General features: G+C 63.3%; 23 protein-coding genes and 1 tRNA gene. 13 read left to right on the top strand and 11 right to left on the bottom strand.

The window, feature by feature from the left end; genetic code table 11:
• Positions 1–17: 17 nt before the first annotated feature.
• A complete protein-coding gene (locus V5F49_RS09110) occupies positions 18–1,865 on the bottom strand; it encodes an aminopeptidase P family protein (RefSeq protein ID WP_394118120.1) in 1,848 nt (615 codons plus the stop codon).
• 176 nt (positions 1,866–2,041) lie between these two features.
• On the opposite strand from V5F49_RS09110, the gene V5F49_RS09105 reads away from it, so the two are divergent.
• Both V5F49_RS09105 and V5F49_RS09100 read left to right on the top strand, forming a co-directional pair.
• Positions 2,042–2,116 (top strand) — tRNA-Gly (locus tag V5F49_RS09105).
• 795 nt (positions 2,117–2,911) lie between these two features.
• Positions 2,912–4,177: a D-amino acid dehydrogenase gene (locus V5F49_RS09100; protein WP_394118119.1), complete on the top strand. Its 1,266-nt coding sequence runs from the start codon at positions 2,912–2,914 to the stop codon at positions 4,175–4,177.
• A 74-nt stretch (positions 4,178–4,251) separates the two neighbouring features.
• On the opposite strand, the gene V5F49_RS09095 is transcribed toward V5F49_RS09100, so the two are convergent.
• Positions 4,252–4,395: a hypothetical protein gene (locus V5F49_RS09095; protein ID WP_394118118.1), complete on the bottom strand. Its 144-nt coding sequence runs from the start codon at positions 4,393–4,395 to the stop codon at positions 4,252–4,254.
• 393 nt (positions 4,396–4,788) lie between these two features.
• Positions 4,789–6,384 carry an exonuclease domain-containing protein gene (locus V5F49_RS09090; protein ID WP_394118117.1) on the bottom strand — a complete coding sequence of 532 codons (1,596 nt, stop codon included), beginning with the start codon at positions 6,382–6,384 and terminating at the stop codon, positions 4,789–4,791.
• A 515-nt stretch (positions 6,385–6,899) separates the two neighbouring features.
• Here V5F49_RS09090 and V5F49_RS09085 point away from each other — a divergent pair.
• Entirely contained in the window at positions 6,900–8,201 is a 1,302-nt protein-coding gene (locus V5F49_RS09085) for a tyrosine-type recombinase/integrase (RefSeq protein ID WP_394118116.1), read from the top strand.
• A 36-nt stretch (positions 8,202–8,237) separates the two neighbouring features.
• On the opposite strand, the gene V5F49_RS09080 is transcribed toward V5F49_RS09085, so the two are convergent.
• Positions 8,238–8,483 carry a helix-turn-helix domain-containing protein gene (locus V5F49_RS09080; RefSeq protein ID WP_394118115.1) on the bottom strand — a complete coding sequence of 82 codons (246 nt, stop codon included), beginning with the start codon at positions 8,481–8,483 and terminating at the stop codon, positions 8,238–8,240.
• 166 nt (positions 8,484–8,649) lie between these two features.
• On the opposite strand from V5F49_RS09080, the gene V5F49_RS09075 reads away from it, so the two are divergent.
• From V5F49_RS09075 to V5F49_RS09065, 3 genes are read left to right on the top strand one after another with little or no spacing between them, the layout of a single operon-like run.
• Complete coding sequence (locus V5F49_RS09075; protein WP_394106461.1) at positions 8,650–9,627, top strand: helix-turn-helix transcriptional regulator; 978 nt, start codon at positions 8,650–8,652, stop codon at positions 9,625–9,627.
• A gap of 55 nt (positions 9,628–9,682) precedes the next feature.
• Positions 9,683–10,129, top strand: a complete 447-nt coding sequence (locus tag V5F49_RS09070; protein WP_394118114.1) for a hypothetical protein — start codon at positions 9,683–9,685, stop codon at positions 10,127–10,129.
• A 17-nt stretch (positions 10,130–10,146) separates the two neighbouring features.
• Complete coding sequence (locus tag V5F49_RS09065) at positions 10,147–10,584, top strand: hypothetical protein (RefSeq protein ID WP_394118113.1); 438 nt, start codon at positions 10,147–10,149, stop codon at positions 10,582–10,584.
• Positions 10,585–10,836: 252 nt separating this feature from the next.
• Here V5F49_RS09065 and V5F49_RS09060 read toward each other — a convergent pair whose 3' ends face one another.
• Together V5F49_RS09060 and V5F49_RS09055 are read right to left on the bottom strand one after the other, a co-directional pair.
• On the bottom strand, positions 10,837–11,730 hold the full coding sequence (locus V5F49_RS09060; RefSeq protein ID WP_394118112.1) for a hypothetical protein: 894 nt from the start codon (positions 11,728–11,730) through the stop codon (positions 10,837–10,839).
• The gene (locus V5F49_RS09055) at positions 11,731–12,975 is read right to left on the bottom strand and encodes an MBL fold metallo-hydrolase (protein WP_394118111.1); all 1,245 of its coding nucleotides are present in this window, start codon (positions 12,973–12,975) and stop codon (positions 11,731–11,733) included.
• A 467-nt stretch (positions 12,976–13,442) separates the two neighbouring features.
• Here V5F49_RS09055 and V5F49_RS09050 point away from each other — a divergent pair, with 467 nt between their 5' ends.
• The 3 genes from V5F49_RS09050 (at position 13,443) to V5F49_RS09040 (ending at position 14,600) form a co-directional block, all read left to right on the top strand.
• Positions 13,443–13,634 carry a DNA-binding protein gene (locus V5F49_RS09050; protein ID WP_229646290.1) on the top strand — a complete coding sequence of 64 codons (192 nt, stop codon included), beginning with the start codon at positions 13,443–13,445 and terminating at the stop codon, positions 13,632–13,634.
• A 52-nt stretch (positions 13,635–13,686) separates the two neighbouring features.
• Positions 13,687–14,001, top strand: a complete 315-nt coding sequence (locus V5F49_RS09045; protein WP_394118110.1) for a hypothetical protein — start codon at positions 13,687–13,689, stop codon at positions 13,999–14,001.
• 311 nt (positions 14,002–14,312) lie between these two features.
• Positions 14,313–14,600 (top strand): hypothetical protein, encoded by a 288-nt coding sequence (locus V5F49_RS09040; RefSeq protein ID WP_394118109.1) that lies wholly within the window; start codon positions 14,313–14,315, stop codon positions 14,598–14,600.
• 109 nt (positions 14,601–14,709) lie between these two features.
• On the opposite strand, the gene V5F49_RS09035 is transcribed toward V5F49_RS09040, so the two are convergent.
• The gene (locus V5F49_RS09035) at positions 14,710–15,561 is read right to left on the bottom strand and encodes a hypothetical protein (protein WP_394118108.1); all 852 of its coding nucleotides are present in this window, start codon (positions 15,559–15,561) and stop codon (positions 14,710–14,712) included.
• 150 nt (positions 15,562–15,711) lie between these two features.
• Between V5F49_RS09035 and V5F49_RS09030 the strand changes: the two genes are divergently transcribed.
• The 4 genes from V5F49_RS09030 (at position 15,712) to V5F49_RS09015 (ending at position 18,261) form a co-directional block, all read left to right on the top strand.
• Entirely contained in the window at positions 15,712–16,722 is a 1,011-nt protein-coding gene (locus V5F49_RS09030) for a PGN_0703 family putative restriction endonuclease (protein ID WP_394118107.1), read from the top strand.
• 99 nt (positions 16,723–16,821) lie between these two features.
• The gene (locus tag V5F49_RS09025) at positions 16,822–17,046 is read left to right on the top strand and encodes an AbrB/MazE/SpoVT family DNA-binding domain-containing protein (protein WP_229646284.1); all 225 of its coding nucleotides are present in this window, start codon (positions 16,822–16,824) and stop codon (positions 17,044–17,046) included.
• Positions 17,043–17,480, top strand: a complete 438-nt coding sequence (locus tag V5F49_RS09020) for a type II toxin-antitoxin system death-on-curing family toxin (protein ID WP_394118106.1) — start codon at positions 17,043–17,045, stop codon at positions 17,478–17,480. The genes V5F49_RS09025 and V5F49_RS09020 overlap by 4 nt, the downstream gene beginning before the upstream one ends.
• Before the next feature lie 268 nt (positions 17,481–17,748).
• Positions 17,749–18,261, top strand: coding sequence for a hypothetical protein (locus V5F49_RS09015; protein ID WP_394118105.1), 513 nt, complete (start codon positions 17,749–17,751; stop codon positions 18,259–18,261).
• 115 nt (positions 18,262–18,376) lie between these two features.
• Here V5F49_RS09015 and V5F49_RS09010 read toward each other — a convergent pair whose 3' ends face one another.
• The 4 genes from V5F49_RS09010 to V5F49_RS08995 are packed head-to-tail and all read right to left on the bottom strand — an operon-like array spanning position 18,377 to position 23,869.
• Complete coding sequence (locus V5F49_RS09010; RefSeq protein WP_394118104.1) at positions 18,377–21,520, bottom strand: type I restriction endonuclease subunit R; 3,144 nt, start codon at positions 21,518–21,520, stop codon at positions 18,377–18,379.
• Positions 21,517–22,017 (bottom strand): DUF4411 family protein, encoded by a 501-nt coding sequence (locus V5F49_RS09005; protein ID WP_394118103.1) that lies wholly within the window; start codon positions 22,015–22,017, stop codon positions 21,517–21,519. The genes V5F49_RS09010 and V5F49_RS09005 overlap by 4 nt, the downstream gene beginning before the upstream one ends.
• Positions 22,017–23,177, bottom strand: coding sequence for an ImmA/IrrE family metallo-endopeptidase (locus tag V5F49_RS09000; RefSeq protein WP_394118102.1), 1,161 nt, complete (start codon positions 23,175–23,177; stop codon positions 22,017–22,019). Before V5F49_RS09000 ends, V5F49_RS09005 begins: the two co-directional genes overlap by 1 nt.
• The gene (locus tag V5F49_RS08995) at positions 23,174–23,869 is read right to left on the bottom strand and encodes an abortive infection family protein (RefSeq protein WP_394118101.1); all 696 of its coding nucleotides are present in this window, start codon (positions 23,867–23,869) and stop codon (positions 23,174–23,176) included. The genes V5F49_RS09000 and V5F49_RS08995 overlap by 4 nt, the downstream gene beginning before the upstream one ends.
• Between the last annotated feature and the right edge of the window lie 2 nt (positions 23,870–23,871).

Raw genomic sequence — 23,871 nt, 5'->3', positions numbered from 1 at the left:
CGCCGCGCCCAGCCGCCTCAGAGCGGAGCCGTGGCCGCGGCGAGCCAGTCCCGCGCGTCCGCTTCCAGCTCGGCGCCGACGGTGGCCGCCACCTGCCGGTGATAGGCATCCACCTGCTCCCGCTCGGTGGAGTCGAGCAGGTCGAGATCGATCAGCCGCCGGTCATAGGGCACGAGGGTCAGCGTCTCGAAGCCGAGGCAGGGCTTGAGCGCCTCCTCCACCGCGCGCGGCTCCACCAGGATCAGGTTCTCGATGCGGATGCCGTAGGCCCCGGTGCGGTAGAAGCCGGGCTCGTTGGAGAGGATCATCCCCGCGCCGAGCGCCAGATGCCCCAGCTGGGAGATGCGCGCCGGCCCCTCGTGGACCGAGAGGCCCGCGCCCACGCCGTGGCCGGTGCCGTGGTCGAAATCGAGCCCCGCCGCCCACAGGAACTGCCGTGCCAAAGGATCGAGCTGGGCGCCGGTGATGCCCTGCGGGAACACGGCGCGGGTGAGGGCCAGATGCCCCTTCAGCACCAGCGTGTAGTGCCGGCGCATCTGCAGCGTGGGCACGCCCACGGCCAGCGTGCGGGTGATGTCGGTGGTGCCGTCCGGATACTGGGCGCCGGAATCGATCAGGAACAACTCGCCGGGCCGGATCGCCCGATTGGTCCGGCGCGTCACGCGGTAATGCACGATGGCGCCGTTCTCCCCCGCTCCGGCGATGGTGGGGAAGGAGATGTCCGTGAGGTTGCCGGACCGGCGGCGGAAGGTCTCCAGCGCCTCCACCGCCTCGATCTCCGTGAGGTGGCCGCGCGGTGCCTCCCGGTCGAACCAGGCGAGGAAGCGGCACAGCGCCACCCCGTCCCGCACATGGGCGGCGCGCATGCCGGCGATCTCCGCCGGGTTCTTCGACGCCTTGAGCAGGGCGATGGCGTCCGCGCCCTTGTCCACGGTGCCGCCTGCCGCCTCGATCAGCCCGGCGAGCCGTACCGGCGCAGTTGCCTGATCGATGCGCACGCGCCGCCCCTTGGCGAAGGCGGAGAGCATGCGGTCGAGGTCGCCGGTGCCGTGCAGCCGGGCGTGGCCGGCGAGCGCGGCGCGCACCTCGTGCGACAGCTTCATGGGCTCGAGGAAGAGGTCCGGCTCGCCCTCGCGCGGCACGATGCACCAGGCGAGCGGCAGCGGCGTGTGCGCCACGTCGCCACCGCGCATGTTGAACAGCCACGCGGCGCCGTGCGGATCGGAGATCAGTGCCCCGTCGAGCTTCGCCTCGGCGAGCTTCTCCTGTACCCGCCGCAGCTTGGCGGCGGTGTCCTCGCCGGCGACGGAGAGGTCCAGCAGCCGCACCGGCGCGCGGGGCGGGGCGGGCCGATCGGGCCAGATGGCATCGAACGGGTCCGCCTCCAGCGGCGCAAGGATGCCGCCGGCCGCCCCCACCGCCTTGGCGAGGCGGTCGCGCGCGTCGAGCGTGGTGCGCCAGGGGTCGTAGGCGAGGCGCGCCCCGCGCGGCAGGTTGGCCTCGATCCACTGCTCCGGCCGCATCTGCGACAGGGGCACGACGGTGAAGGCCGCTTCATCCACCTGCGCGGGCGCCTGCAGGGTGTAGCGCCCGTCCACGAACAGCGCGGCCGCGCCCGGCAGCACCACGCAGGTGCCGGCCGAGCCGGTGAAGCCGGTGAGGAACGCGAGCCGCTCCTCGCGGGGGGGCACGTATTCGTTCTGGTGGGCGTCGGCGCGCGGCACCACGTAGCCATCGAAGCCATGCCGCGCCAGCTCCGCCCGCAGCGCGCCCAGCCGGGCGGGGCCGGCGGCGCCGTCGGCGAGGTCGTCGAAGCTCTGGAACACGGCCTTGAAGGCGCCGGGAGACGTGTGGTGCACGGACATGACGGGGCGGGTCCTGCGGGCGGGTCCTTGCGGCGCGAGCCCCGTGCGGGGCGGCCGGTCGCGGAGAATGAAGCTCACCCGACCATAGGAGCCTCGCCGGGACGTCGCAACGCGGTGGGTATTTCCGCCATGGCCCTTGATGCCGGCCGGCCCGTGCGATTATGGTCGCCCGGCGCGCGGGCGTAGTTCAGTGGTAGAACGACAGCTTCCCAAGCTGTATGTCGTGGGTTCGATTCCCATCGCCCGCTCCAATTTCGCGAGCCGTGACGAGAGCTTGCCGGTCTGCCGCGGAGCCGTGCGTTCCCCGCGTCGCCGATCACATTTCCCATGGTTGCTTTGCGCGTGTTGCGACGAGCCTACCGAGGCTCGGCACCCTTCCGGCTTGTCCCGATGGTCCCCCCGCACGGATCGCACCGTCGTGGAACTCCGCGAATGACCGGCGGCGAACCGGATCGCCTCCATGTCGGCGCCCGCCTCGGCGGCGTCGGAGATGCCGCCCGCGCATCCATGGTCCAGGGTCTGTCCGGCACCGAGCCGCACGGGCGATGATCCGCCACGCGCGCACCGGTGTGTTCAGCGTCAGGCAGGCCGGCGATTCCGTCCACGATGACGGGGCCGCCTTTGCGGTCAGGTGAATCCGGCGCAGGCGTCCGCTCGCGAGCGGGGTCGGCTTGAGATCGCGACTGCCCGTATTGGTGGTCGCCGGTCGCACGCTTTGCCGCAGGAATGGTCACTCCGCGTCGATTGTTCCATCGCTGAGCCCAACGCGGATCACGCGGGCCGCGGGCGCCGCGAAGATCCGGAGTTCGGGTCCGCGCCCGCGCACCGGCGCATGCGCCATCCCCGGCCGCACGCCGCCTGACCCGGTCCGGACTGCGACCAAGGAAGGGGGGCATGAAATTTGCTGTGAAGCTCGGCAATACGTCCGCAAGCGGCGTAGAATGCGTGCGAGCCGACCCGCCGGGGGACCGTCCTCGGGCGGAAACGGGGGGCGCGCCGGGGGGAATCGGTCGCCGGAGGGTCGTCGCCTCAGAGGATCGTCAATCATGCGCATTCTCGTACTCGGCAGCGGCGTTGTTGGAACCGCTTCCGCCTATTACCTGTCGAAGGCCGGACACGAGGTCACGGTGATCGACCGCCAGCCGGCGGCCGGGATGGAGACCTCGTTCGCCAACGCGGGACAGGTGTCCCCGGGCTATTCGGCGCCCTGGGCCGGCCCCGGCATCCCGGTGAAGGCGGTGAAATGGCTGCTGATGCACCACCGTCCGCTGGTGGTGTGGCCGAGCCTTGATTCGCGCCTTTACTTCTGGCTGGCGCGCATGCTCGCCAACTGCACCGAGGAGGCCTACCGCCGCAACAAGGCGCGCATGGTGCGCCTCGCCGAATACAGCCGTGACGCGCTCGACGCCCTGCGCACCGAGACCGGTATCACCTATGACGAGCGCACGCTCGGCACGCTGCAATTGTTTCGCACCCAGAAGCAGCTGGACCATGTCCACGCCGATACCGAGGTGCTCGACCAGTACAAGGTGCGCTACGAGCTGCTCGACCCGGCCGGCTGCATCCGCGCCGAGCCGGCGCTGGCGCGGGTGCGGAGCAAGTTCGTGGGCGGCCTGCGCCTGCCCGGCGACGAGACCGGCGACGCCCATCTCTTCACCCAGCGCCTCGCCGCCATCTGCGCCGGCATGGGCGTCACCTTCCGCCATGGCGTGAGCGTGGAGAGCCTGCGCCACGAGGGCGGACGTGTCACCGGCGTCGCTCTGGCGGGGGGCGAGGTGCTGGAGGCCGACGTCTATGTGGCGGCCATGGGCAGCTACACGCCGGCCCTCGTGGCGCCGCTCGGCATCCGCCTGCCGGTGTATCCGGTGAAGGGCTATTCCCTCACCTTGCCCATCGTCGATCCGGACGCCGCGCCCCGCTCCACGGTGATGGACGAGACCTACAAGGTGGCCATCACGCGCCTCGGCGAGCGCATCCGCGTGGGCGGAACGGCGGAGCTGGCGGGCTTCGACCTCACCCTGCGCGCGCCGCGCCGGGAGACGCTGGCCCATTCCGTCGGCGACCTGTTCCCCGCCGGCGGCGACCTCTCCCAGGCGACCTTCTGGACCGGCCTGCGCCCCATGACGCCGGACGGCACGCCCATCGTCGGCCCGACCCGCTTCGCCAACCTCTACACCAACACCGGCCACGGCACGCTGGGATGGACCATGGCCTGCGGCTCCGGCCGCGTGCTCGCCGACATCATCGGCGGCCGCACGCCGGAGATTGACAGCGAGGACCTCTCCCTCGCCCGCTACGCCGAGGCGGCCTGATCCCGCCTGCGGGCCCGGCGCCTAAGCTCAGGCGCGGAAGTTCAGGCGCGAAGGGGACGGCACGGGCCGTCCCCTCACTCCGGCCAGGGCGCGCGCGCCGGCCAGCCGAAACGGGCGGCGAGGGCGTCGAGCAGCGCATCGACGATGGCCTCGCCGTCGGCGCCATTGGTCATCACCACCGCGCCCTGCCCGGTATCGGGCACGGCGAGAAGCGCCAAGCGGAAGCCGGCAAGGCTGCTACGCCTGATCCGTCATCTCAAGCCAGTCGAATGCCCTCGAGCCATGGCGGCAGGCGAAGCTGGTGTTGATCAGCCAGAAGACCAAGCTCGCTGAGGCGATCCGCTACGCCCTCTCGCGCTGGGAGGGCCTTAATCGAAGCAGGCGAGAGGTATGCTGTGGCGATCTCGATCGCGCGCAATTGGTTGGTGGAGAGAGGCATTGAGGTCGGGCTGCAAACCGTCCGCGATGCCTAACACAGAAGGGTGCAGAAAGCGCCAAGGTAGATAAAATCTGATTTATTTACCCTTCAAGTTCAATGAAATATACGACGCAAAGAAGCATCGCGTCTCCAGCTTCCATTGATGGGGACAAGCCCCCCATTTGCCGACCTATCACAGGGAACGCCTCCGAGGTGCAACGCGATAGCTGTATGGAGCTATCTCCTCAACCGTCACCGTATCCCCCGCACGAACGCCATGTCGTTCGAAGAATTCGCGGATCCACCCGCGCTTGCGGAAGAACCTTTTGGTGCCATCGAGATCGGTCATCACAGCCGTGCCTCCACCCCAGTCGACGGCAATTTCACGCGATGCTGCCGATGCGCGGTTCGACCCACCGATTGCGTCGGCCGGGAACTTCTCGAAGAATCCCCGAAGATAGATGTGGCTGTTGTCGATGTTGCCTTGAGTGATTTCAGTTGTACCAATGTGGTAACCAGTTCGCCCATGCGAGATCGGGGCCAATGGCATCGCAGCAGCTGCGGGCTCAGGCACTCCCGCCAAATCGTCGGTGGCGTCGATCAGTTTGCAGGTCTCATCGCTCACGCTTTCGACCAGGCTATGACTAGCCGGATCTTGCGCGCGAACGGGTTGAGCGCCCTCGGCGTGGAGGACGACTTCAGCTGCTGCACGAGCATCCTCGCCGGCATCGTGATGATCGAACATTAGGCCAAGATACTGCTTGAGCCTGGCCAGGCCGTGGCCGCCGTTACTCCGCAATTCGGGCCAAGCGGTGCGTGCGACGTGAACGCTGTCGCGCCAATCCCACGGCGGGATAGGCAAGCCGTTGTTTCCACAAGCGGCGGCAACCGCACTGCGATCAAAACCCGAGTGCTGATAGACGGTCGCCCCTGACAGCGCATCGCGAAGGACAGCCAGCGCCTCGGCAAAAGTTGGGGCACCCAGAACAGTGCGGGCGTTGATCCCGTGCAGGTAGGTGAAGACCCAGCGATCCACCTGCGGATCGACATAAGTCACCCAGGTCTCGATGGAATTGTCAGGACGCACACAAGCAACGCCGATCTGGCAAATACTGCCGCGGTCGTTGTTCGCCGTCTCGACGTCCAGCGCGAAGAAACGGAACGGGCCCTTGGGAAAGGGTGTGACACGGGTCTGCCGGATGGGTGCGGTCTTCGGTGCCGTTGCCGCTACGGGACAGGCCTTCGAGGTTAGGAAGCGAAGGCGTTGCCGTTCGATGGCGTCCAGTTCGTGGGCGCCCCACCCAAGGCGGTACAACGTGGCTTCGACTAGATCGGCGGGTTCTTCGTAAGACTGCATTCGGCGCCGGTTCCAGGCAATCGCGTGATCGGGCGCGAGGGCAAGCACCTCTGCCTCCAGCCGTCCGATATCCGCAAGGTCAGGCAGGGGGAGCCAGACAGCACGGCAGTGATCGACGACGAATTCGTTGCGCAGTGCCTTTGCGATGTCACCATCGGCCTTGGTCAGCGCATCCTTGCGATCTCGCCACATCCGGCCGGCATTGTACATCTGCGAAAAGTAATGGCTCATGCCTTCCGAACCGGTCCGGTGGCGCTGGTGGATGCGCTCGTAAAACGTTTGATCGGGCGAGCTGGTCGAGCCGATGTAACGGAGCTCGCCAAGGTGATCGACGAGGCCATAAAGACCGCGCGCATCACGCGGCGCCTGAATGGTCGGGCGAGGTACCGCTTCGAGAAGGGCGGACAGCAGGTCTTCGGCCGCGAAACGCATAGTCAGAATCCGGACGAGTTGAAACTGAGCGGTCGGCAATAAGCTGCTTTGGCCACGCAGCCAGCGCCAACCGACCGGATGGGACGGTAAAAGGGGAAAGTGCGTTTGTCATCAGCAACTTCGCGCAACACCCCGAAGCCATACGAACCATCACGCCGCCCGTGTCGTGTCTCCATCTGTATCGGACGAGCTGGAACCGGCGGAACCCGGGTACAGCGTGATCTCGTCAGTTCGCGAACGCCTCCGGACGCACCGGGACATTGACGGCTTTTCCGTATTTTTTCCGTACGGAACGTCAATCAGGGAGAAGTTTCGCGCTAGGCCATTGAAAAGAATGGCGCTCCCAAGGGGACTCGAACCCCTGTTTTCGCCGTGAGAGGGAGAAATCATGGGCATCTGCGGACTAAGGTGGATCCCGATGGATTGCTTAATCACAATATGTTAAGCCGTATCCGTTCGCGGGAATCCGCTGACGTTCGTCTCCGCTTACTCCCCAAAATCTTCCCATTCTTCCCATGGCCCGCACCGTCCGAGATACAGCCCTCGAAACCCGCACCGCGCGAGCACGACTTGCCGTCCGGGGCGAGCCCTATTGGAAGCAGCTTGATGGCGGGCTCGCTCTCGGCTACCGGCGAAAGAAGAGCGGCGGCAGCTGGCTGGCCCGGCGATGGGACGGTGAGCGCAAGCGCTACACGGAGCATGCGCTCGGCTCGACGGACGACGTGCAGGATGCGGATGGCGCGGCGCATCTGTCCTTCAGCCAGGCCCAGGCAGTGGCCCGCACCTGGTACCAGGAAGAGGAGCGCCGTGCGCTTGGGCTCTCCGCCAGCGCGGGTCCCTACACCGTGGGCGACGCCTGCGACGACTACATCGCCCATTATGTGGGCAAGGGCGGCCGATCGGAATATGCCACCCGCCGGGTCATCGAGATCCACATCCGTCCATCGCTCGGCGGTGTGGAACTGGCGAAGCTGACCACGCGCCGCATCCGGGATTGGCATCGGAGCATCGCCACCGCCCCCAGGATGGTCCGCACCAAAAACACCGCCAAGGAACGGGCCACACGGGAGGTGGATCATAACGACACGGATGCGGTGCGCTCGCGACGCGCCACCGCCAATCGCATTCTCACAGTGTTGAAGGCTGCCCTGAACCACGCTTGGCACGAACGGCACATCAGCAGTGACGAAGCGTGGCGCGCAGTGAAGCCCTTCGCGGCGGTGGACGCGCCGGTGATCCGCTATCTGAAGCCCGCCGAATGCACGCGGCTGGTGAACGCCTGCGCGGAGCCACTTCGTTCGTTGGTGCGCGGGGCACTGCTGACTGGTGCGCGGTACAGCGAGCTGGCCCGCCTGAAGGTTGTGGACATTGATCTTGATGCTCGCACGGTCGCAGTGCGGGAGGCGAAAGGGGGCAAGCCCCGTCACATCGTCCTGACCGACGAAGCCACGGCGCTGTTCCGCAGCCTGATCCATGGCCTGGACGGGAGTGCGCTGGTTTTCGCGCGCAACGACGGCGGGCCCTGGAAGCCGGCGCAGCAGACACGGCCGCTGGCGGAGGCCTGCGCTGCGGCGAAGATCGTGCCGGCCATCGGCTTTCATGTGCTCCGCCACACCCATGCCAGCACTTTGGCCATGGCCGGGGTACCCATGGGTGTGATCGCCGCGCAACTCGGGCATGCGGACACGCGCATCACCGAGAAGCACTACGCCCACCTCGCGCCGTCCTATGTGGCTGACACCATCCGAGCCGCCTTTCCGAAGCTGGGCATCGTGCCGGAGAGCAATGTGAAGGAGTTGGCAGCGAAGAAGGGGTGACGCTTGGTGGCCGGAACGAAGGACCACCTCTCTTCGTCACTCGCCCGGCTCTGCGCGAACTTGCTCCAGAATGCCGATTGCGTCGAACCCAATGGCCTCGGAGAGTGCTAGATACTCGATGACGTCGATGCGCCGTTCGTTGCGTTCGATGTCTGCGATGTAGGACTGCGGCCGGCCGAGTTTTGCCGCGACCGCCGCCTGTGACAGCCCAGCCGCCTTGCGCGCCTCAATCATGAGTTCGCGCAGTTTGGCGTAACGGGGCTGACGAAGGTCGCGCGGCAATTCCGGCATCCGCAGGAGGAAGCGGACGCCGAAATAATCGGCTTTTCAGATAATCGAGATTTCAGATAGAATCTCGCATTGCCGGGCTCATGCTTCGCCAATAGGTTGCATCGCTGGGTGGTGCCTTGCTCCTGTGGCGGTCACCGGATAATTGCGGGCTTACGTCATGCGTTTCGACAAGGTACGGGCGTCGCTTGAACTCGCATTGGATCTGGCCGCTTCATCCACCGGCCTCAGTCTGGAAGAGATCAGCGCTCGGCACGGCGTATCCCGAAGCACGGCGGAGCGCATGCGCAATCTCGTCGCCGATATGTTCGGCCCTTTGGAGCGCGTCCACGACGGCAAGATCGTCCGCTTCCGGCTTTCAAATCTGCCCAAGGGGGTTCAGTTCATCGCCACGCCCACGGCCGAGGAATTGGCGGAGTTGCGGAACCTCGCCCAAGCCATGCAGGCGCGGGACCCGGCGCGGGCGAGCTTGTTGGACAGCCTCTCCCGGAAGATCAGCGCCGGCCTGCGCGCGGCAGACCGCCGTCGCCTTGAGGCGGACGTCGAACTGCATCTGGAAACCGAGGTCTGGGCTCATACACCGGGGCCGGCACAGCTCTGCAAGCCCGAGGTCCTGAAGGCGATCCGGCATGCCATCCTGGCCGCCGGGTTGCTCGAAATCCGGTATCGAAAGGTCGGGGACGAAACATCGCGGAGCTATCGGGCTGTCCCCTATGGGCTGATCTTCGGGCGGTCCCACTATCTGGTGGTGGGCTTTCCCGATAACGACCAGCCCCACCAGCTCCGGCTGGACCGCATCGACGCCGTTGCTGAACTGGAGGAGCGGGCGAGCCGCCCTGAGGGCTTCAGCCTGCGCGCCTATGCGGAACGCTCATTCGGCTTCTTTCAGGAAGAGCCGGAGCCCATCGAACTGGTGTTTGACCCGTCGATTGCACCGGAGTTCAGGGACCAGTCCCTGCATCCCGATCAGCGGATGGAAATGCTGGCGGACGGCAGCCTGCGCGTCACCTTCGAGGCTGGAGGTTTCACGGAGCTCGCACAATTCCTGACCCCTTACGTGAATATGGTGAAGGTGATGAAGCCGGAGCGGCTGAGGGGGCTGATGGGCGCGGCGCCAATGGAGCCGGGCCAACCCTGATCGGCTCTGGTCCGGTCTCCGATCCAGCTGAGTTCACGATCAAGGGGAGCGCGTCATGCGCCGTATGGTCTTTCTAATGGGGCTTCTGGCCTCGATATTGCTCACGAACGCGGCCTTCTTTTTGTGGCCGAGCCCGGGCTACGCCCTGAACCGACAGCTGGAGCCGATCCAGCCGGGGCTCTATTCATCGGGGCAGGACGGTGGCTGCGATGACCCGGACAGCAAGGACCGGATGCTCATCACCAAGTCCGAGATCCATCTCTACGAGACCCACTGCCGCTTCCGCCGCATCTCCGCGCAGGGCTATTTCTACGAGATAGACACCGATTGCGAAGCCGAGGGAGAACGGGGAAGCATCAAGTTCGAGATTGCCCCGCTTTATCTCGGCACCCTCGCTGTCCAGCTGAGAAAGGGCGGCCTGATATCGGCGACCGGCGACCCCATCCTCTACCGCCTGTGCGCCGTGCCTCAGCACAGCCCGAAGGCCGACAACTACCGCTGAAGCAAGGAGGCCAGACCATGACGGCACATGTGACCGAGCCCGCCCAAGCCCCGGATGAGGTGCGGGAGAACGGGGCTGAGCCTTCAGCGGCGTGCGTGGGCATCTTCTGGTTCGTCATGCGTGGCGGCCGGCCGGAACTCGCCTCCTGCAAGACGCCGTGGCAGGAGGCGGAGGACTACGGAGACTTCAAGACCGAGCCCACGGCCCACTATGAGTTCTGGCCGACCCTGCAACGCCGACTCAAGGTTATCGGAGAATACGAGGATTGGCCGCGTGGTCGCGTGGTCTACAACGTGCGAGACGACCGCTTTACGGTCTATATCGACCGGCAGCTTGCCGGCGCCCCCTTCAAGGCCCATCTACTGGCCCACTTCGCCCTGCCTGCGGACAAGACCACGTTCGCCTTCGACGCCCATTACAGCGGCGCGAAGTTCAAGGTGAAGGGGCGTCCCTGACGTCCCGCCCGCCCCGGCACATCTCACTGTTCCAGCCGGTTGAGCGCTCTCCATCACATTGGAAAGAGGGCGCTTTCACCGGCCGGTTCTGTCAACAGACGGCCTCGCGTGAGGGCCATGGGGTGTAGCTCACGGGAGCCCTGTAGCAGGGGACGCGTGAGCCATCGTGTTCGGTTAGGCCGAGCTTGTCGGCAGGGTAGCAGCCGGCGTCCTTGCGAATTTTGCAGCAGGGGCGAAAGCTGCCGAGGCAGACTACAACCTGATGTCTCCTGGATTGCCGCGGGCCAGGATCTCGATGTCTTTGAAATGCTCGGCATTATCCGTCAGCAATTTCTTCCATGCACCATCGCGCTGGTCCTTGTCGAACCCGTAGACGATCAGGCGCACGTCGGGCGGCGACGACAGCGTTAGTGCCGCCCCATCAACCACCCTGCGGACGGCCGGCGCGATAGAACGCACGCCGCCGCTCATCGTTTCAATAGCAGCGAGGTTGCGGGCGATCACGCCGTAGGAGTCGATCACGTTCGGGGCCTGGGCGGTCAGGACGGTCCTGTAATTCTCGATCTGCCGAACCACATTCTTTTCGCCCGACGCGCGCAGCTCCGTATTGCCCAGGACTTTGGCCTCCCAGAACACCAGTTTCACGCCATCGCCCGTTTCGTTGAACGTCGCGATGTCGATACGTGGCACGCTGTGGCTGCCGGCCTCGGCGGGGAAGGCGATCTCCACATCCACCACATGAGGGTTGGCATTGACGATGGCCTGCACGCCTTCCTTCTCGTCCCCTGCGAACAGGCTCGCAGCCCGCTTGAGCTTGCCCAGTGTCTCCCCCGGCACATAGGTGCGGGTGTGGGCATCGAGGTCATCCACAGCGAAAGCGCCGGTCTCGCCGTCCAGCGCGATCTGGCCGGAAAGGTCAGGATCGAGAAGGTACTTCGGATGGGTCGTGGCGACGATGCGGTCGTGCTTCATCTCCACCTTGAAGATGGACTGGCCGCGCCAGTAGACGTTGAGATAGTCGTCCCGCACGCCGATGACGAGGCTCTTGTCGTGGAGGACATCCCGCCACCAGCTATCCTTGGTCGCAAGCTCCGCAAGGGCCTCGATCATGCCGCTCTTGCGGATGCCACGCTTGAACCCAGCCATTCAGACCTCCCACCATTCACCGTCGTGCCGCACGACGACGTTCTCGAACAAGGATGGAAACCGGTCCGCCTCGAAGGTGTGGATCGGCACGAGGGCGCGCGGCGAGATGGCCGCGGCGAGCCGCTTCAGATCGGGGATGGAGGCGTGGCCCGACGTATGGATGACCTCGAAGCCGACGCCGTGCGCCTTCAGCATCGCGAGAAGCGCGGCGGTCTTCTCATCCTTCAGATAGCCGGCCCATTGCGACCAGATGGCATGGGCGCCCGAAAGGCATCCGGCTTTCACCAGATCGTCGAGCAGGCTTGCCCGGAACAGCAGCACGTATCGCTCAGGATGCGCAGCAAGGTCTTCCGGATAAAGGCGACCGCTCTTGTGCCGCTCGATCAGGTCGAAGCGCTCGGCCTTCTTCACCTTGACCCGCTGGTGCCACGGGGTGAACAAGGCCACCTCCGGCCAGGACGTCTGGGGAATGCTGTCCCTGCCCGTCGCGTGCAGCATCTCGGCGGCATAGAGATCGACCACCAGCGTGCGCCCGCTGCGCTTCGCCGCGCGGAAGATGGAGACCACCCGGTCGATGTTCTGGGCCGATGCGGCTATCAATGCCATGCCGGGCGTGCGGCGGATAACGTCCGTCAGAGCGGCCTCGATCTCGGTCTCGGTGGGAAAGCGCGCATCTTCATCCAGCCGTCCGAGGCTCGATCCCTCCATCAGCATCACGTCGATGCCCCCGGGCGGCCGGCTCACCAGCCGCTCGAATAGCGCGCCCTTGCGGCCGTGGCTGCGGATGTCGCCCGAATAGAAGAGGCGCCGCCCACCCGCTTCTACTGTCAGCGCATAGGCATCGAACGCTGAGTGGTCGACCAGATGCGGCGTGAGTGTGAACGGGCCGATACACAGCGGCTGGCCATCCGCGAGGTGTCCGGCCGCCGCGATGGCCGGCAGGTCGCGAATGAAGAAGGCGGAGGCGTTCAGAACACGTTCGGTAGCGGCGCCCAGGAAGATAGGCAACCCTGCATGAGCCCGCCCGAGCAATCCCCAATGGTCGCGATGACCATGGGAGATCACGACGCCGAGCAGCGACGGGTCCGGCTCCGAGAAGCCGGGTACAGGCGGAAGCATGGCTTCATCATTGGCATCGCCATCCAGAGGCAAGCCGCAGTCGAGCAGGAGGCGTTGCCCCTGCGCTTCCAGCTCGATCACGGAGCCGCCGATCTGCTTCGTCCCGCGATGGATACGCGCCCGCATGCTTCCCCCCATCCACCGGACACGAACCTCGGCAAATCGCCGCCGTCCGCTCCAGGCAGATCGCGGTCGAGCGCTACCACGCCGCTACGTCAAATCCGGATGCAGGAGGCGACGGGCGCCAAGCGGAGCCGTGGACGGCGATCTTGTCGATGTTCGTCCGGCCCTTGCCGAGCGGTCGAGGGATGGCGAATGCGAGCACCCGCACTCAGCCTTGGCGGACGCGCTGTGTTCCCAGCGCCTATCCAGGACCCTACGAGATGATTGTCTGGATGCCGTTATCGGGTGACGGCCAATGCTGCCGCAGCTCCGGCCGGCCCCCGACGGCCTGCTTTAGCCCGACGGCCAAGCCTCCGCGTAGAGGCTCCGCCCAGTTGCTTCGAAGCCCCAGCAAAAAAATCGCGACCGCGATGAGTCATGCGCGAAGCCGCCTCTATATCGCCAGAGCAAACTTCAAATGGAGGCTGAATATGGCAGAAGAAAACGGGCATGGCGCCTTCTCAATTCTGCAGTTTTGTAAGTGGGCCGGGATTGGCCGGTCACTAGCCTACAAGGAAATCGAATCCGGACAGCTGAAGATCAAGAAGGTCGGCCGCCGCACTCTGGTCACCATGGATGCAGCTCGGGACTGGCTTAGTGGGCTGTCGGATGGGGCGGGCTGATGGAGCGGCGATCGAATATTGGACACAGTTCAAGAGCGGAGATGGATAAATAATGACCAAACCACCAAAAGAATACTATGAGTATGTCGGTTCTCCAACGGACCATCTGACATCGCCCGGATACGAATTTGATCAATACATGAGGGGTTTAAAAATTGAATACACTTTCGTCAATCTCGAATGGGCCAAGATCGGTAACATAACCTATTATTTTCGCGCCGGATTGATTGTGGTCGGTGATGGCGAGCCTGAACCCGAGAGGGGACTCGACGCCTTGCTTGCGCTGCTGGGGCGCAGTCGGTCTGAGGTCAAGTTCCCACTCAATCCTTATATACCGCCGGCGCTCGCGGGCGTTATCAAACCCTGAACGGAAAAACGCGAGGGTCCGCTTGATAGAGCCGCTGCCGACTACGTTCGGTAGCGGCTCTTTTCGTTCGCGCTCGACGAATGGGTCCGGAAAATCAAACGCGACGCAGGTCATTGGTGTTCAGGCTGCACCTCGCGCACAATATCGCGATACCCCCCTTCGATCACCGATCGATCCACCCACCATCCACCCACCATCCACCCACCATCCACCCACCAACATCTGCATGACCACCAGCACTCCCTCTAGCCCCCAGCACCAATGCCCCCCTAGGCCCAATGCTGAGCAGGAGCGGGCTAAAGGAGAAAACCATGCCTAAGACCACCATCCAAACTGATGCCCCACTCCCCGATGACCCGCCCAAAATGGTGCAGGCCATCGACCGCCTCAACAGCCTCGGGATCACGTTCGAGCGCAAGACCCTGTACCAGCTCAAGATTGACCAGTGGAATTTCTACCCCGGCCGGGGGACCATTGTTCGTGATGGCGGCTTGCCCGAGCAGGACCGTGGCCTGGAGGCCCTCCTGAGCCGTCTGTTTCCTTCCCAGTCGGTAGGGGCGGGCTCAAAAAATCGCGCACAGCCAAAATGTGCCATTTAACTCATTGTTTTCATACAATTCTTTGTCGCGCGCCTCTGTTGCTCGGGAAATGGAGCACTCCATTATCCAACGCCGGAAAATGGAGTGCTCCCAGACGTGTGCTCACCCCTCAGTCGTCGCTCAGTTGGACGATAACTTCCCCCCTATCCACTCGGCCCCTCTCAAACTCCCAGTCGCTATAGCGGTTTGGCTCGCTAATGTTGGTAATAGAATGCTTTGGCGTGTAGCTCGCGTCCCTGCGGGCCTTATGTCCGAGTGATCGCGCGATCCGGACACGTTGAAGCTCAACGTATCCGGTTTCCCGTCGCCAAACGCCAGCGAGCGAATTGGCGTCTGGCTTACCGAATTGCTTATCGCGCTTCGTCAGCGATGGATCTAGCCCCTTCACACAATACTTGAACCATTGCCACTGGCTCTTGACGTTGCTTTGCTTGTGGAGCCTGATGTGAAACAGCCGACCTGTAGTCGTGCCCTGCACGATTTCTAGCTCGATGTTCTTAATCCAGCGCCGGAAGGCAGCTTGGAGGCTGTCTGGAACATGAAGCCCGATATGATTGTGATAGCCAATCTTACGGTCGTTCTCAAAAACAGCATAATAGTAAGCTGGATAACGTCTCTGGACCATGAATTTCCGAAATCGGTCCATAAGCACGTTGTAAGCCCGATTCACGTCTGTAGGCGATGATATGCCAGCCAACTTCCAGGAAATAGTCAGCTCTATATTAAGAATGGAGCCCTTATAGTTTGCGAAGCAGATCGCATCATACAGATCAAATACCTGATAGCGCCGAATGTAGCGGCTACCTTCGCGCGATCGGGCAGGGGGGTCATTGGCTTCGGCGAGCTGGGCCACAGGCATCAACGGAATGGCCGGCTGTTCACACAACCATTGCCAGTCGAAGCCAGGCGGCAGAGTTATCGTCCTGACGGATAGAAGGGAGCGGGGAAGATAGGTCGTCATCAAGCGCCTCAGAGGTAACTAGAGAAGGCGCCGGAAAAAGCCGGCCTCTAATATAGCGTTTTGCACCCCGAAACACGTTGAATTGGAGGTGTGTTAAATCGCCGCACTCTCGCGGGAATTTATGTCACCGGACGTGAAAATGGTGACAAAATGGGCGATATATCAGATAGTTATGGGCAAGTTAACGCGACCTTGCCCGTGGTTCCTAGAGATATTTTACGTCGGTTTCATGTGGACGAGCCTGGCGACACACGATTTGCATGCTGCGCGCGCTTGCTCCAGTCGACTTGGCGTGAAATGCGCGGAATGAAGCCGGGGCTGCATCGATCCCGGAGTGGCAGTCAGCGTGTTCTCGGAAGTCGTCTCAGCGAAGTGGATGCCAAACAGGGCCGTAATTTCCTGACGCCGGACATCGCCCGGCTGGCGCGCCGTGCCGTAGCCTATCGAGAATACGGCGCCCTCATCGATGAGCCGCGCCTGTGGGAGAATCTCCTGTCGAGCCAGCCGCTCACCTTCAACCTGTTCGCACTGTGCCTGGTGGATGAGGAACGCCGCCATCGCCTCTTCGAGCGCCTCTTCCCCGGCTTCTTCGCGAAGGTGGAGAAGCTGGCCTTCGAGCACTCGCCGGGGCGTGGTGACCCGCGCTATCTCGGTGACTACACCGCCTTCGACCTCTTCGTGAGCGGTACCGGCCCGGACGGTCGGCCCGCCTTCATCGCCATCGAGGTCAAGTATTCCGAGGATATGCGACAGCCGGGACGGAGCGGGTCTGCCCGGTATCGGGAACTCACCCGTGCCTGCGCTCTTCATCTCGATCCTGAGGCGCCGAGCCTTTTTACCGGTCACCTCGCCCAACTCACCGCCGAGCATCTTCTGGCCGCTCTGATCCGGGAGCAGTGGGGGCAGGGTGCCCATGGCCTGTTCGTCACGATCGCACCTGCCGCCAACCGGGAAGCTTGGTATGCCGTGGAACTTTACCGCTCCATGCTCGACCGTCGGCCTGACGGGGTATCCTTCATGGCGATTGCCCTGGAGGATGTGATCGCGGCCGTTAGTGAAGCGGGTGACCCCGACCTCTCCGCGCGCCTGCATGCGCGGTACACGGACTTCTCGCCGGTTCATCGTCTCATTGACGACTGGCAGCCCTTCACCGAGGACTGATTGGGCTGACGCAGGTCCGCTCTGTTGGGCGCGGAAGCGGACCTGCCTTGACGATCCACGTTCGTTCATACATCTGTACATACGAAAGGAGCCGTCGCCATGGTCGCACTCAAGCTTGGAAGGATCGGCAATTCGGTCGGCGCCGTGCTGCCCAAGGAGGTCCTGGCGCGCCTCAAGGTGGAGCAGGGCGACACGCTCTATCTGACCGAGACGCCGGACGGCTATCACCTCACCCCGTACGAGCCCGAGTTCGAGGCGCAGATGGAGGAAGCCCGCAAGATCATGAAGAAGCGCCGCAATGTGCTCCGTGAGCTGGCGAAGTGAGCGAGCCGAACGTGCGGCAGGAACCGCGCTGGGTGACAAAGGCCGTGGTGCTCGCCGTTCATGACGCCCAGCTCGCGGAGCATGGCGGCGGCCGGGGCGTGCGCGACGGGGGGTTACTGGAAACGGCCCTTGATCGCCCGAAGAACCACTACCACTACCTGCAACAGGACGAAGCCGGCCAAGAGCGGATTTCCGCCTCCGACGCGGCGGCCCTGGCTGCTGCCTACGCCTACGGGATCGCTAAGAACCATCCCTTCGTGGACGGCAATAAGCGAACCTCTTTCGTGGTGTGCGAGTTGTTCCTCGCCCTCAACGGGTACGATCTGACCATGGACGATGCCGCAGCGGTGACGACATGGTTGGCGCTGGCGGCGAGCGAGTTGACCGAAGACGAACTCGCAAGAAGAATAGAGACGGCGCTGAACATAGCGTGACATCCTGTTCAGCTAACGCGACGGTTACCCTGAACAGGTGTCCAGTGTTTTGACGCAGACGATATTTCTATATGAGTTGAGCCGACGCGCTTCTGCCCGGCAGTGTCTCATGCCCGGCCTGGGTCGCTCCGTCTCAAGACCAACAACAGTCCTCTCTCTTCCCTTCTATCCTCGTCCAGCGAATATCATCGTTGGGTCTTCTCTCGACCTTCTGCATAAAGCCACCCAGGCCGGGGTGAGGCGCTCTTCTCATGCGAGAGGTCGCCTCATGTTCCCGCACGTTTCCTCAGCCCACCCGCGTCCGCTGCTCGTCCGGCACCGCCGTCTTATCAAGGCACCGTCGGAAGCAATCATCGGAGCGTGGTGCGATCCGGCTCTCTTCACCTCGCTCGACACGACCGAGCCCCACATGGACGTCACGTTCAGCATCGACCCGGCGGCCACGCACCGGGCCAGCATCACGCTCGGCACCCCCCACGGCGATACCCAGGAACGCCTGCCCCTCTGCGTCAGCTATCAACCTGCGGACTCGGGCAGCGAACAATATGTCGCCGGTCCCGTTGACGACCCGGACGCAATACGCCTCAGCCTGACGCTGTCACCGACCCTTCATCTCGTTGCAGGCGCCGACAACGGGCTGTCCACCCCGAGGACCTTCTGCAGTCTTTCGTTCGGCGCCGTGGAGAGCGTCATCTCTCCGCGATGGGCGGCGATGCGGTTCCTGGTGGACGCGCTACCGTTGTTGGCCGAAGGATTGACGGGCCGAAGCCGTGTCGGGTGACGGCGATGAGCGCTACGTTTTCGCTCTAACGATCCGATGAAAAAGCTGCACTTGAAGCACTGTTCACAACAGAAAGTCCTTTGGGTGAAGGCAATCTATATGCTGGCGCACAGCTTTAGCCCCAGTCAATAGCGATTGCCTCGGCTTGGCGAACAACCAAGTCGACCGCAGCCTTTTGAAGGTCTGGTGGATAGCCATAACGAGCGAGCAGCTTCCGCACCTCAATTCGCATCTTGGCGCGAACACCTTCTTTCCGGGTCCAGTCTATGGTCGCCGATGCACGGATAGTCTCCACTAAGAGCTTTGCCAGCGTGCGCAACGTATCATGAGCCATCAATTCTCGCGCTGATCCATTTTCAGCCAGCGCCTCATAGAAAGCGACTTCTTCTTGAGACAAGCCTAATTGAGTCGCCCGCACTACATGGGCCCTTATATCATTTGCGAGCGCGATCAACTCCTCAATGACCTGCACACTATCAACAGCACGGTTATGGTATTTGCGGAGCGCCTCGTCCAAGCGCTCGCTCAACTTCTGAGACTGGACGATGTTGGTCCGAGCGTTGGCCTTGATCTCATCGGCGAGCAGGCGGCGCAGAGTCTCAACAGCGAGGTTCTTCTGCTTGGTGCCGCGCACCTCGGCAAGAAATTCGTCTGAGAAGATGGAGAGGTCCGGTTGCTCCAGCCCTGCGGACTTGAACACGTCAAGGATACCGTCCGCCATCACTGCCCTCGACAGCAGCTGTCGGATGTCGCGCTCCACCGTAGCGCGACTCCGTCCCGCGCCCGTTGTGTACTTCGCCAAATTTGCCCGCAGCGCCACGACCATTGCAATCTCGTGCGCGCGCTCCTTGACCCGGTCGTCGCCCGCGCTGATCGCATAGGCCACTTCCAGCTTGAACCCCGTCTCGATAAACCCGTCACGCCTGCCAGTTGCCAGCAAGTGTTCGAGGCATTGCTTGAGGATCGTCAGGCGTATGGTTGGTGGTGCAGAGAAAAAATTCTTCCATTCAACGCCATCCAGCAGAGCCAAGGCACTTTCAAGCAATGTGAGTGTTTGACGCGCAGCTTCATCGGGGTCCATGCGCACTTGGTCACGGTCGCCTTGGGTATATTTTTCAAGAGCCGCCTTCAATTCGGCGCCGATCCCGAGATAGTCGACCACTAACCCACCAGGCTTGTCACCCCAAACCCTGTTGACACGCGCAATCGCCTGCATAAGGCCGTGCCCACGCATCGGCTTGTCAATGTACAATGTGTGAAGGGATGGCGCGTCGAACCCGGTCAGCCACATGTCACGAACGATCACGAGATTGAAGCCGGACGACGGGTCCTTGAACCGGGTCGCCATTGCCTCCAGCCGGGTCTTGGTGCGCAAGTGGGGCTGCAGCGGTTGGGGATCGTCCGCACGGTTGCCTGTAATTACCACCTTCATGAGGCCCGACTTGTCGTCGCTGGTGTCGGCTGAAACCCAAGCGGGTCGGAGCTTGGCGATCTCGTCATAGAGCATCACAGCGACACGGCGGCTGATCGTCACGATCATTCCCTTGCCACCTGCCATGGCATCGCGCCGCGTGTCGAAGTGCTCCACCACATCAGCGGCGATCTGGGCGACGCGCTCAGGTGCGCCCACCACCTCCTCGAAACGTGCCAGCTTGCCCTTGATGCGCTCCACGGCAGCATCATCACCTTCAGCCAATTCCTCAGCCAGCGCATCAAGCTGCGCGCGTTCGTCGTCATCTAGGGCTAGGTGCAGACGGGCAAGTCGAGCTGTGTAATGGATCGGGACCGTTGCGTTGTCCTGGACGGCACGGGTCATGTCGTAGGTATCGATGACGTCCCCGAACGTACCGTATGTATCGCGGTCCCGCTCCTCGATTGGCGTGCCTGTGAAGCCTACGACTGTGGCTTGAGGGAGTGCTTGCCTGAGATAGTCAGCAAATCCCACAGCCTCTCGCACGCCGCCGTCTAGCTCCACGTAGCGCTTCTTGAAGCCGTATTGTGTGCGGTGCGCCTCGTCGGCGATGACAATTACATTGCTGCGGTCGGTGAGGAGGGGGTGCGAGCCGTCCTCGCCCCTGAAGCGCTGAATGGTCGTGAAGACCAGACCGCCGATATCGACTGCAAGCAAGCGGCGCATCTCTTCCGAAGTCTCTGCCTGCATTGGCGTCATGCGAAGGGCTGCGCCATGATCTGCGAACGTGCCGAAGAGTTGGTCGTCGAGGTCGTTGCGGTCGGTGACGAGTACGATGGTGGGATTCTTCAGCGCCTTAGCAAGCTGGAGCTGCCGCACGAAGAACAGCATGGTCAACGACTTCCCCGAGCCCTGCGTATGCCAGACGACGCCGCCCTTACGGCTGCCGGACTGGGTCGCGGCTAGTGTCGAAGCGAGTGCCTTCCGCACCGCATGGAATTGGTGATAGGCGGCGAGCTTCTTGGACTTGACCGTCCCGTCCTTGATCTCAAAAGCGATGAAGTCGCAAATCAGCTCGATAAAGCGCTCGGGCGCGAACACGCCACGAATCAGAACTTCAAGTTCAGAGCGCCCAGTGTCATCAATGTCCACACCGTCAATCGTCCTCCATGGAACGAAGCGGTCCAGTTGAGCTGTCAGTGACCCGATGCGAGCGTTGCTGCCGTCGCTGATGACAAGCACCTGGTTGGTGCGCATCAGCTCCGGTGCCCTCGTCTTGTAAGTCGTCAACTGGCTGTGAGCCTTCTCCAGTGTTGCGGAGGCGTCCGATGGGCTCTTTAACTCCAGAACCGCTACCGGCAGGCCGTTGATGAACGCAGTGACGTCCGCGCGAACCGTGCCCTTCTCGCCCTTCACGATGAATTGGTTGGCAACCAGCAGCCGGTTGGCCCCTGGGCTTTCCTGATCGATGATCTTGATACCAATGGTGCGCGTCGTCCCCTTCTCGTTCACCTCGACCGGCACGCCGCTGACGAGGAACGGGTGGAACAGGCGGTTGTTCTCGATAAGGTCCTGACTCTGTGACGCCTTGATCTTGAGCACTGCCGAATTGACCATGTCGGCGGTTGCCTCGGGATTAAGGGAGGCAATGGCGCTGCGCAGTTCAGGTTCGAGGATCGCTTCGCGGTAGTCCGCTCGCGCACCCATAGAGCCATCCGGTGCGAGATAGTCACCTGGTACGCTCCGCCAACCAAGCAATTCGAACCACGAGAGCGCCGCCAACTCGACGGCTTCCTCGGCCAGTTCCATGCGTGGGCTGTCTGGGGGGGTAGGGTAGGTGTCGCTCATGTGCCCTCCGGTCGACCGAGCACGAAGCGGGCGCGCTCGCGCCGGAGCATTTCGTAGGGGCTGATGCAGGACACAGTCAGCCCAATGCAGGCGTTGGGTATCTTGATCTTGCGCACTGTGTCCGCTGGCACCTCATGCGTAACCACAGTGCAGCGGTGCGCGAGAGCGTGGGAGACCAGCCAGTAATCAGCAACCTGTAGAAAGGTTGCGATGGCTGCGCGCTCGTAGGCCTGCGCTGTTGCCCAAGCACTCACGCGCCCGAGCGCAGGGACAACCGAATCGTCAGGTGGCAGGAAGAAGGCGTCGCCCCGTGCCCTCGCCCAGTCGGCAAGGTCATCGCTACCTGCAACCAATTCGTCGGAGACCTTGTCGATACTGCCGACCAACCCCGCCGCGTTCTGGGCAATGAGCCATTCCCAGAAGGCTGGGCAGAAGTCGAAGCCATAGTGCAGGTTGCGTGCTTGGATGAAAATGTTGGTGTCCAGCAGGTAGCGCATCAAAGCATCGCCCCCAGCTCACGACCGATCGTGTTGAAGGTCTCGGTTTTAGCGACACCCAACATGCGGAAGGCGTCACGATAGAGGGTCTGGCCCTCCAGCGTGCTCTCGACCAGCGCACGAGCGAAGCGTTTGCCGACGCGGGACAGGGTTGTTCGGTAGAAGTCGCCGCCACCGGACCCTGCGGCTTCGGCCAATGCGCGGAGACGTTCACGCTCCATGGCCCATACCTGCCCGAAGGCATCACGCGTGATGACGCCTGCATCAAGAAGCCGCCGCAAAATCACTAGCGTGCTGACCTTGAACTGTCGCGCAAGACGCTGCATTGCGGCATCGATGGCTTCGCCGGGCTGCACGGCCAACCGGAAGGCAGCCAGCGGCACCAGGAGTTCGGCTGCCACCGCGTTGCACCAGACCTCTTCCCGGCGATGTCCATTCAGGGTGGCGGCAGTCGCATCGGACAGCGCAGACGCCCCAAGCCAGAGGTGGGCCAGTTCGTGCGCGAGGGTGAACATCTGGCCCGACTTGCTGTCCGCCCCATTGATGAAGATAAGTGGCGCGTGACGGTCAGCCAGCGCGAACCCCCGGAACTCCTGCGGGTCAAGCGCACGGTGGGTGTTGGACAGAACGATGCCGCTGACCATCACCAGCACGCCGAGTTTCTCAGCCTGCCCGATGAAGAGGCGCAGTGCCTCCTCCCATGTCCGACAAGCAGCCCGGGCGGAAAGGTCGAAGCCGAGACGTTGCGCCATCGCCGCCGCGACCTCCTCGGGGCGCTGGTCAAGCGTGGCGCTGGCCACGAAGTCGGCCTCCGGCATCCGGCTGGTAAGGGAGAACTCGCGATACCATCCCTGCCGCTCCTGACAGGCATAAAGCATGTCGATCAGGTTCGGGCTGGCGCGGCGCACGCCTCGCCCGTCATGGGTTCGGAAGTCTGGGATCGGCAGCGGCTCGTCCGGGGGGCTGGGGAGAAACAGGTAGCCCACCGGCACATGCACGGCGCGGGCGAAGTCCTCCAGCTGCTTCAGCGTGGGCCTGATGTCTCCCGCTTCCCAGTCCGGGAGCTTGGGGAAGCGCCCCGTCAATTCGTCAGCCGCCATCACTCCGGCGCGCTCACGCGCCCAGCGCAACAATTCTGGTCTGACGGCGACACGCGTCATGCAGCGGCCTCCTCATCCGCATCTTTGCCTTCGTCTCGTTCAGCCTCCCAGTCGAGACGCGCCGCATCGTAGGTGGTCTCGTCGAGGCGGAACAGCACATAGCTAGCGTCGAAGGTCGCGCCTGCGATCTCGATCGCGTCGTACTCGTCATCGAGATAGGCGTTGAAGGCGCCGTGCTCGTTGTAGCTGGGCTTGTCCCCAGCTGCTCCGTCCGGGGCGGTACGGCTCCAGGCGACATCAAATAGGAACGCAACGAGGCTGTCGCAAAGGCCGCCAAGCATAAGCGCGTGCTGGCGTTGGAGGGTGCCCCAGTCAAGCGATCCACCATGGCGCATGTTGGGGATGTTGCTTAGTTCCGCGAGGGCATGAGCTGCGCCGTTGATGCTACCCAGCAGCCGGGTGATGGTCTCGTTGATCTTCACAGCCTCGGGGTGATCCGCGACCGAGAAGTCCATGGTGTTCAACAGCGTGCGCGTGCGCTGATGGAACTGTTCGTCCTTGCCGAAGGTGATGCCAAGATGCAGGCCGATGGTGGCGTGCGCGGCCTCGAACAGGGTGCGGACGCTCTGGAGGCAGAAGGCGGGTTGGCTCTCGATGCTGCGCTCCAGCGCCTCGATATGGATGCGCAGGGGCTCGGCCCGGTCAGGGTGGGCGTCGATGAGCGCGCGCAGCATCTGGAGCGTGTAGGGCATGC

This window comes from Xanthobacter lutulentifluminis (assembly GCF_043194675.2).
Lineage (GTDB): Bacteria > Pseudomonadota > Alphaproteobacteria > Rhizobiales > Xanthobacteraceae > Xanthobacter.
Note: the sequence above shows the minus strand (reverse complement) of the source record. Positions and strands in the feature narration are given on the sequence as shown.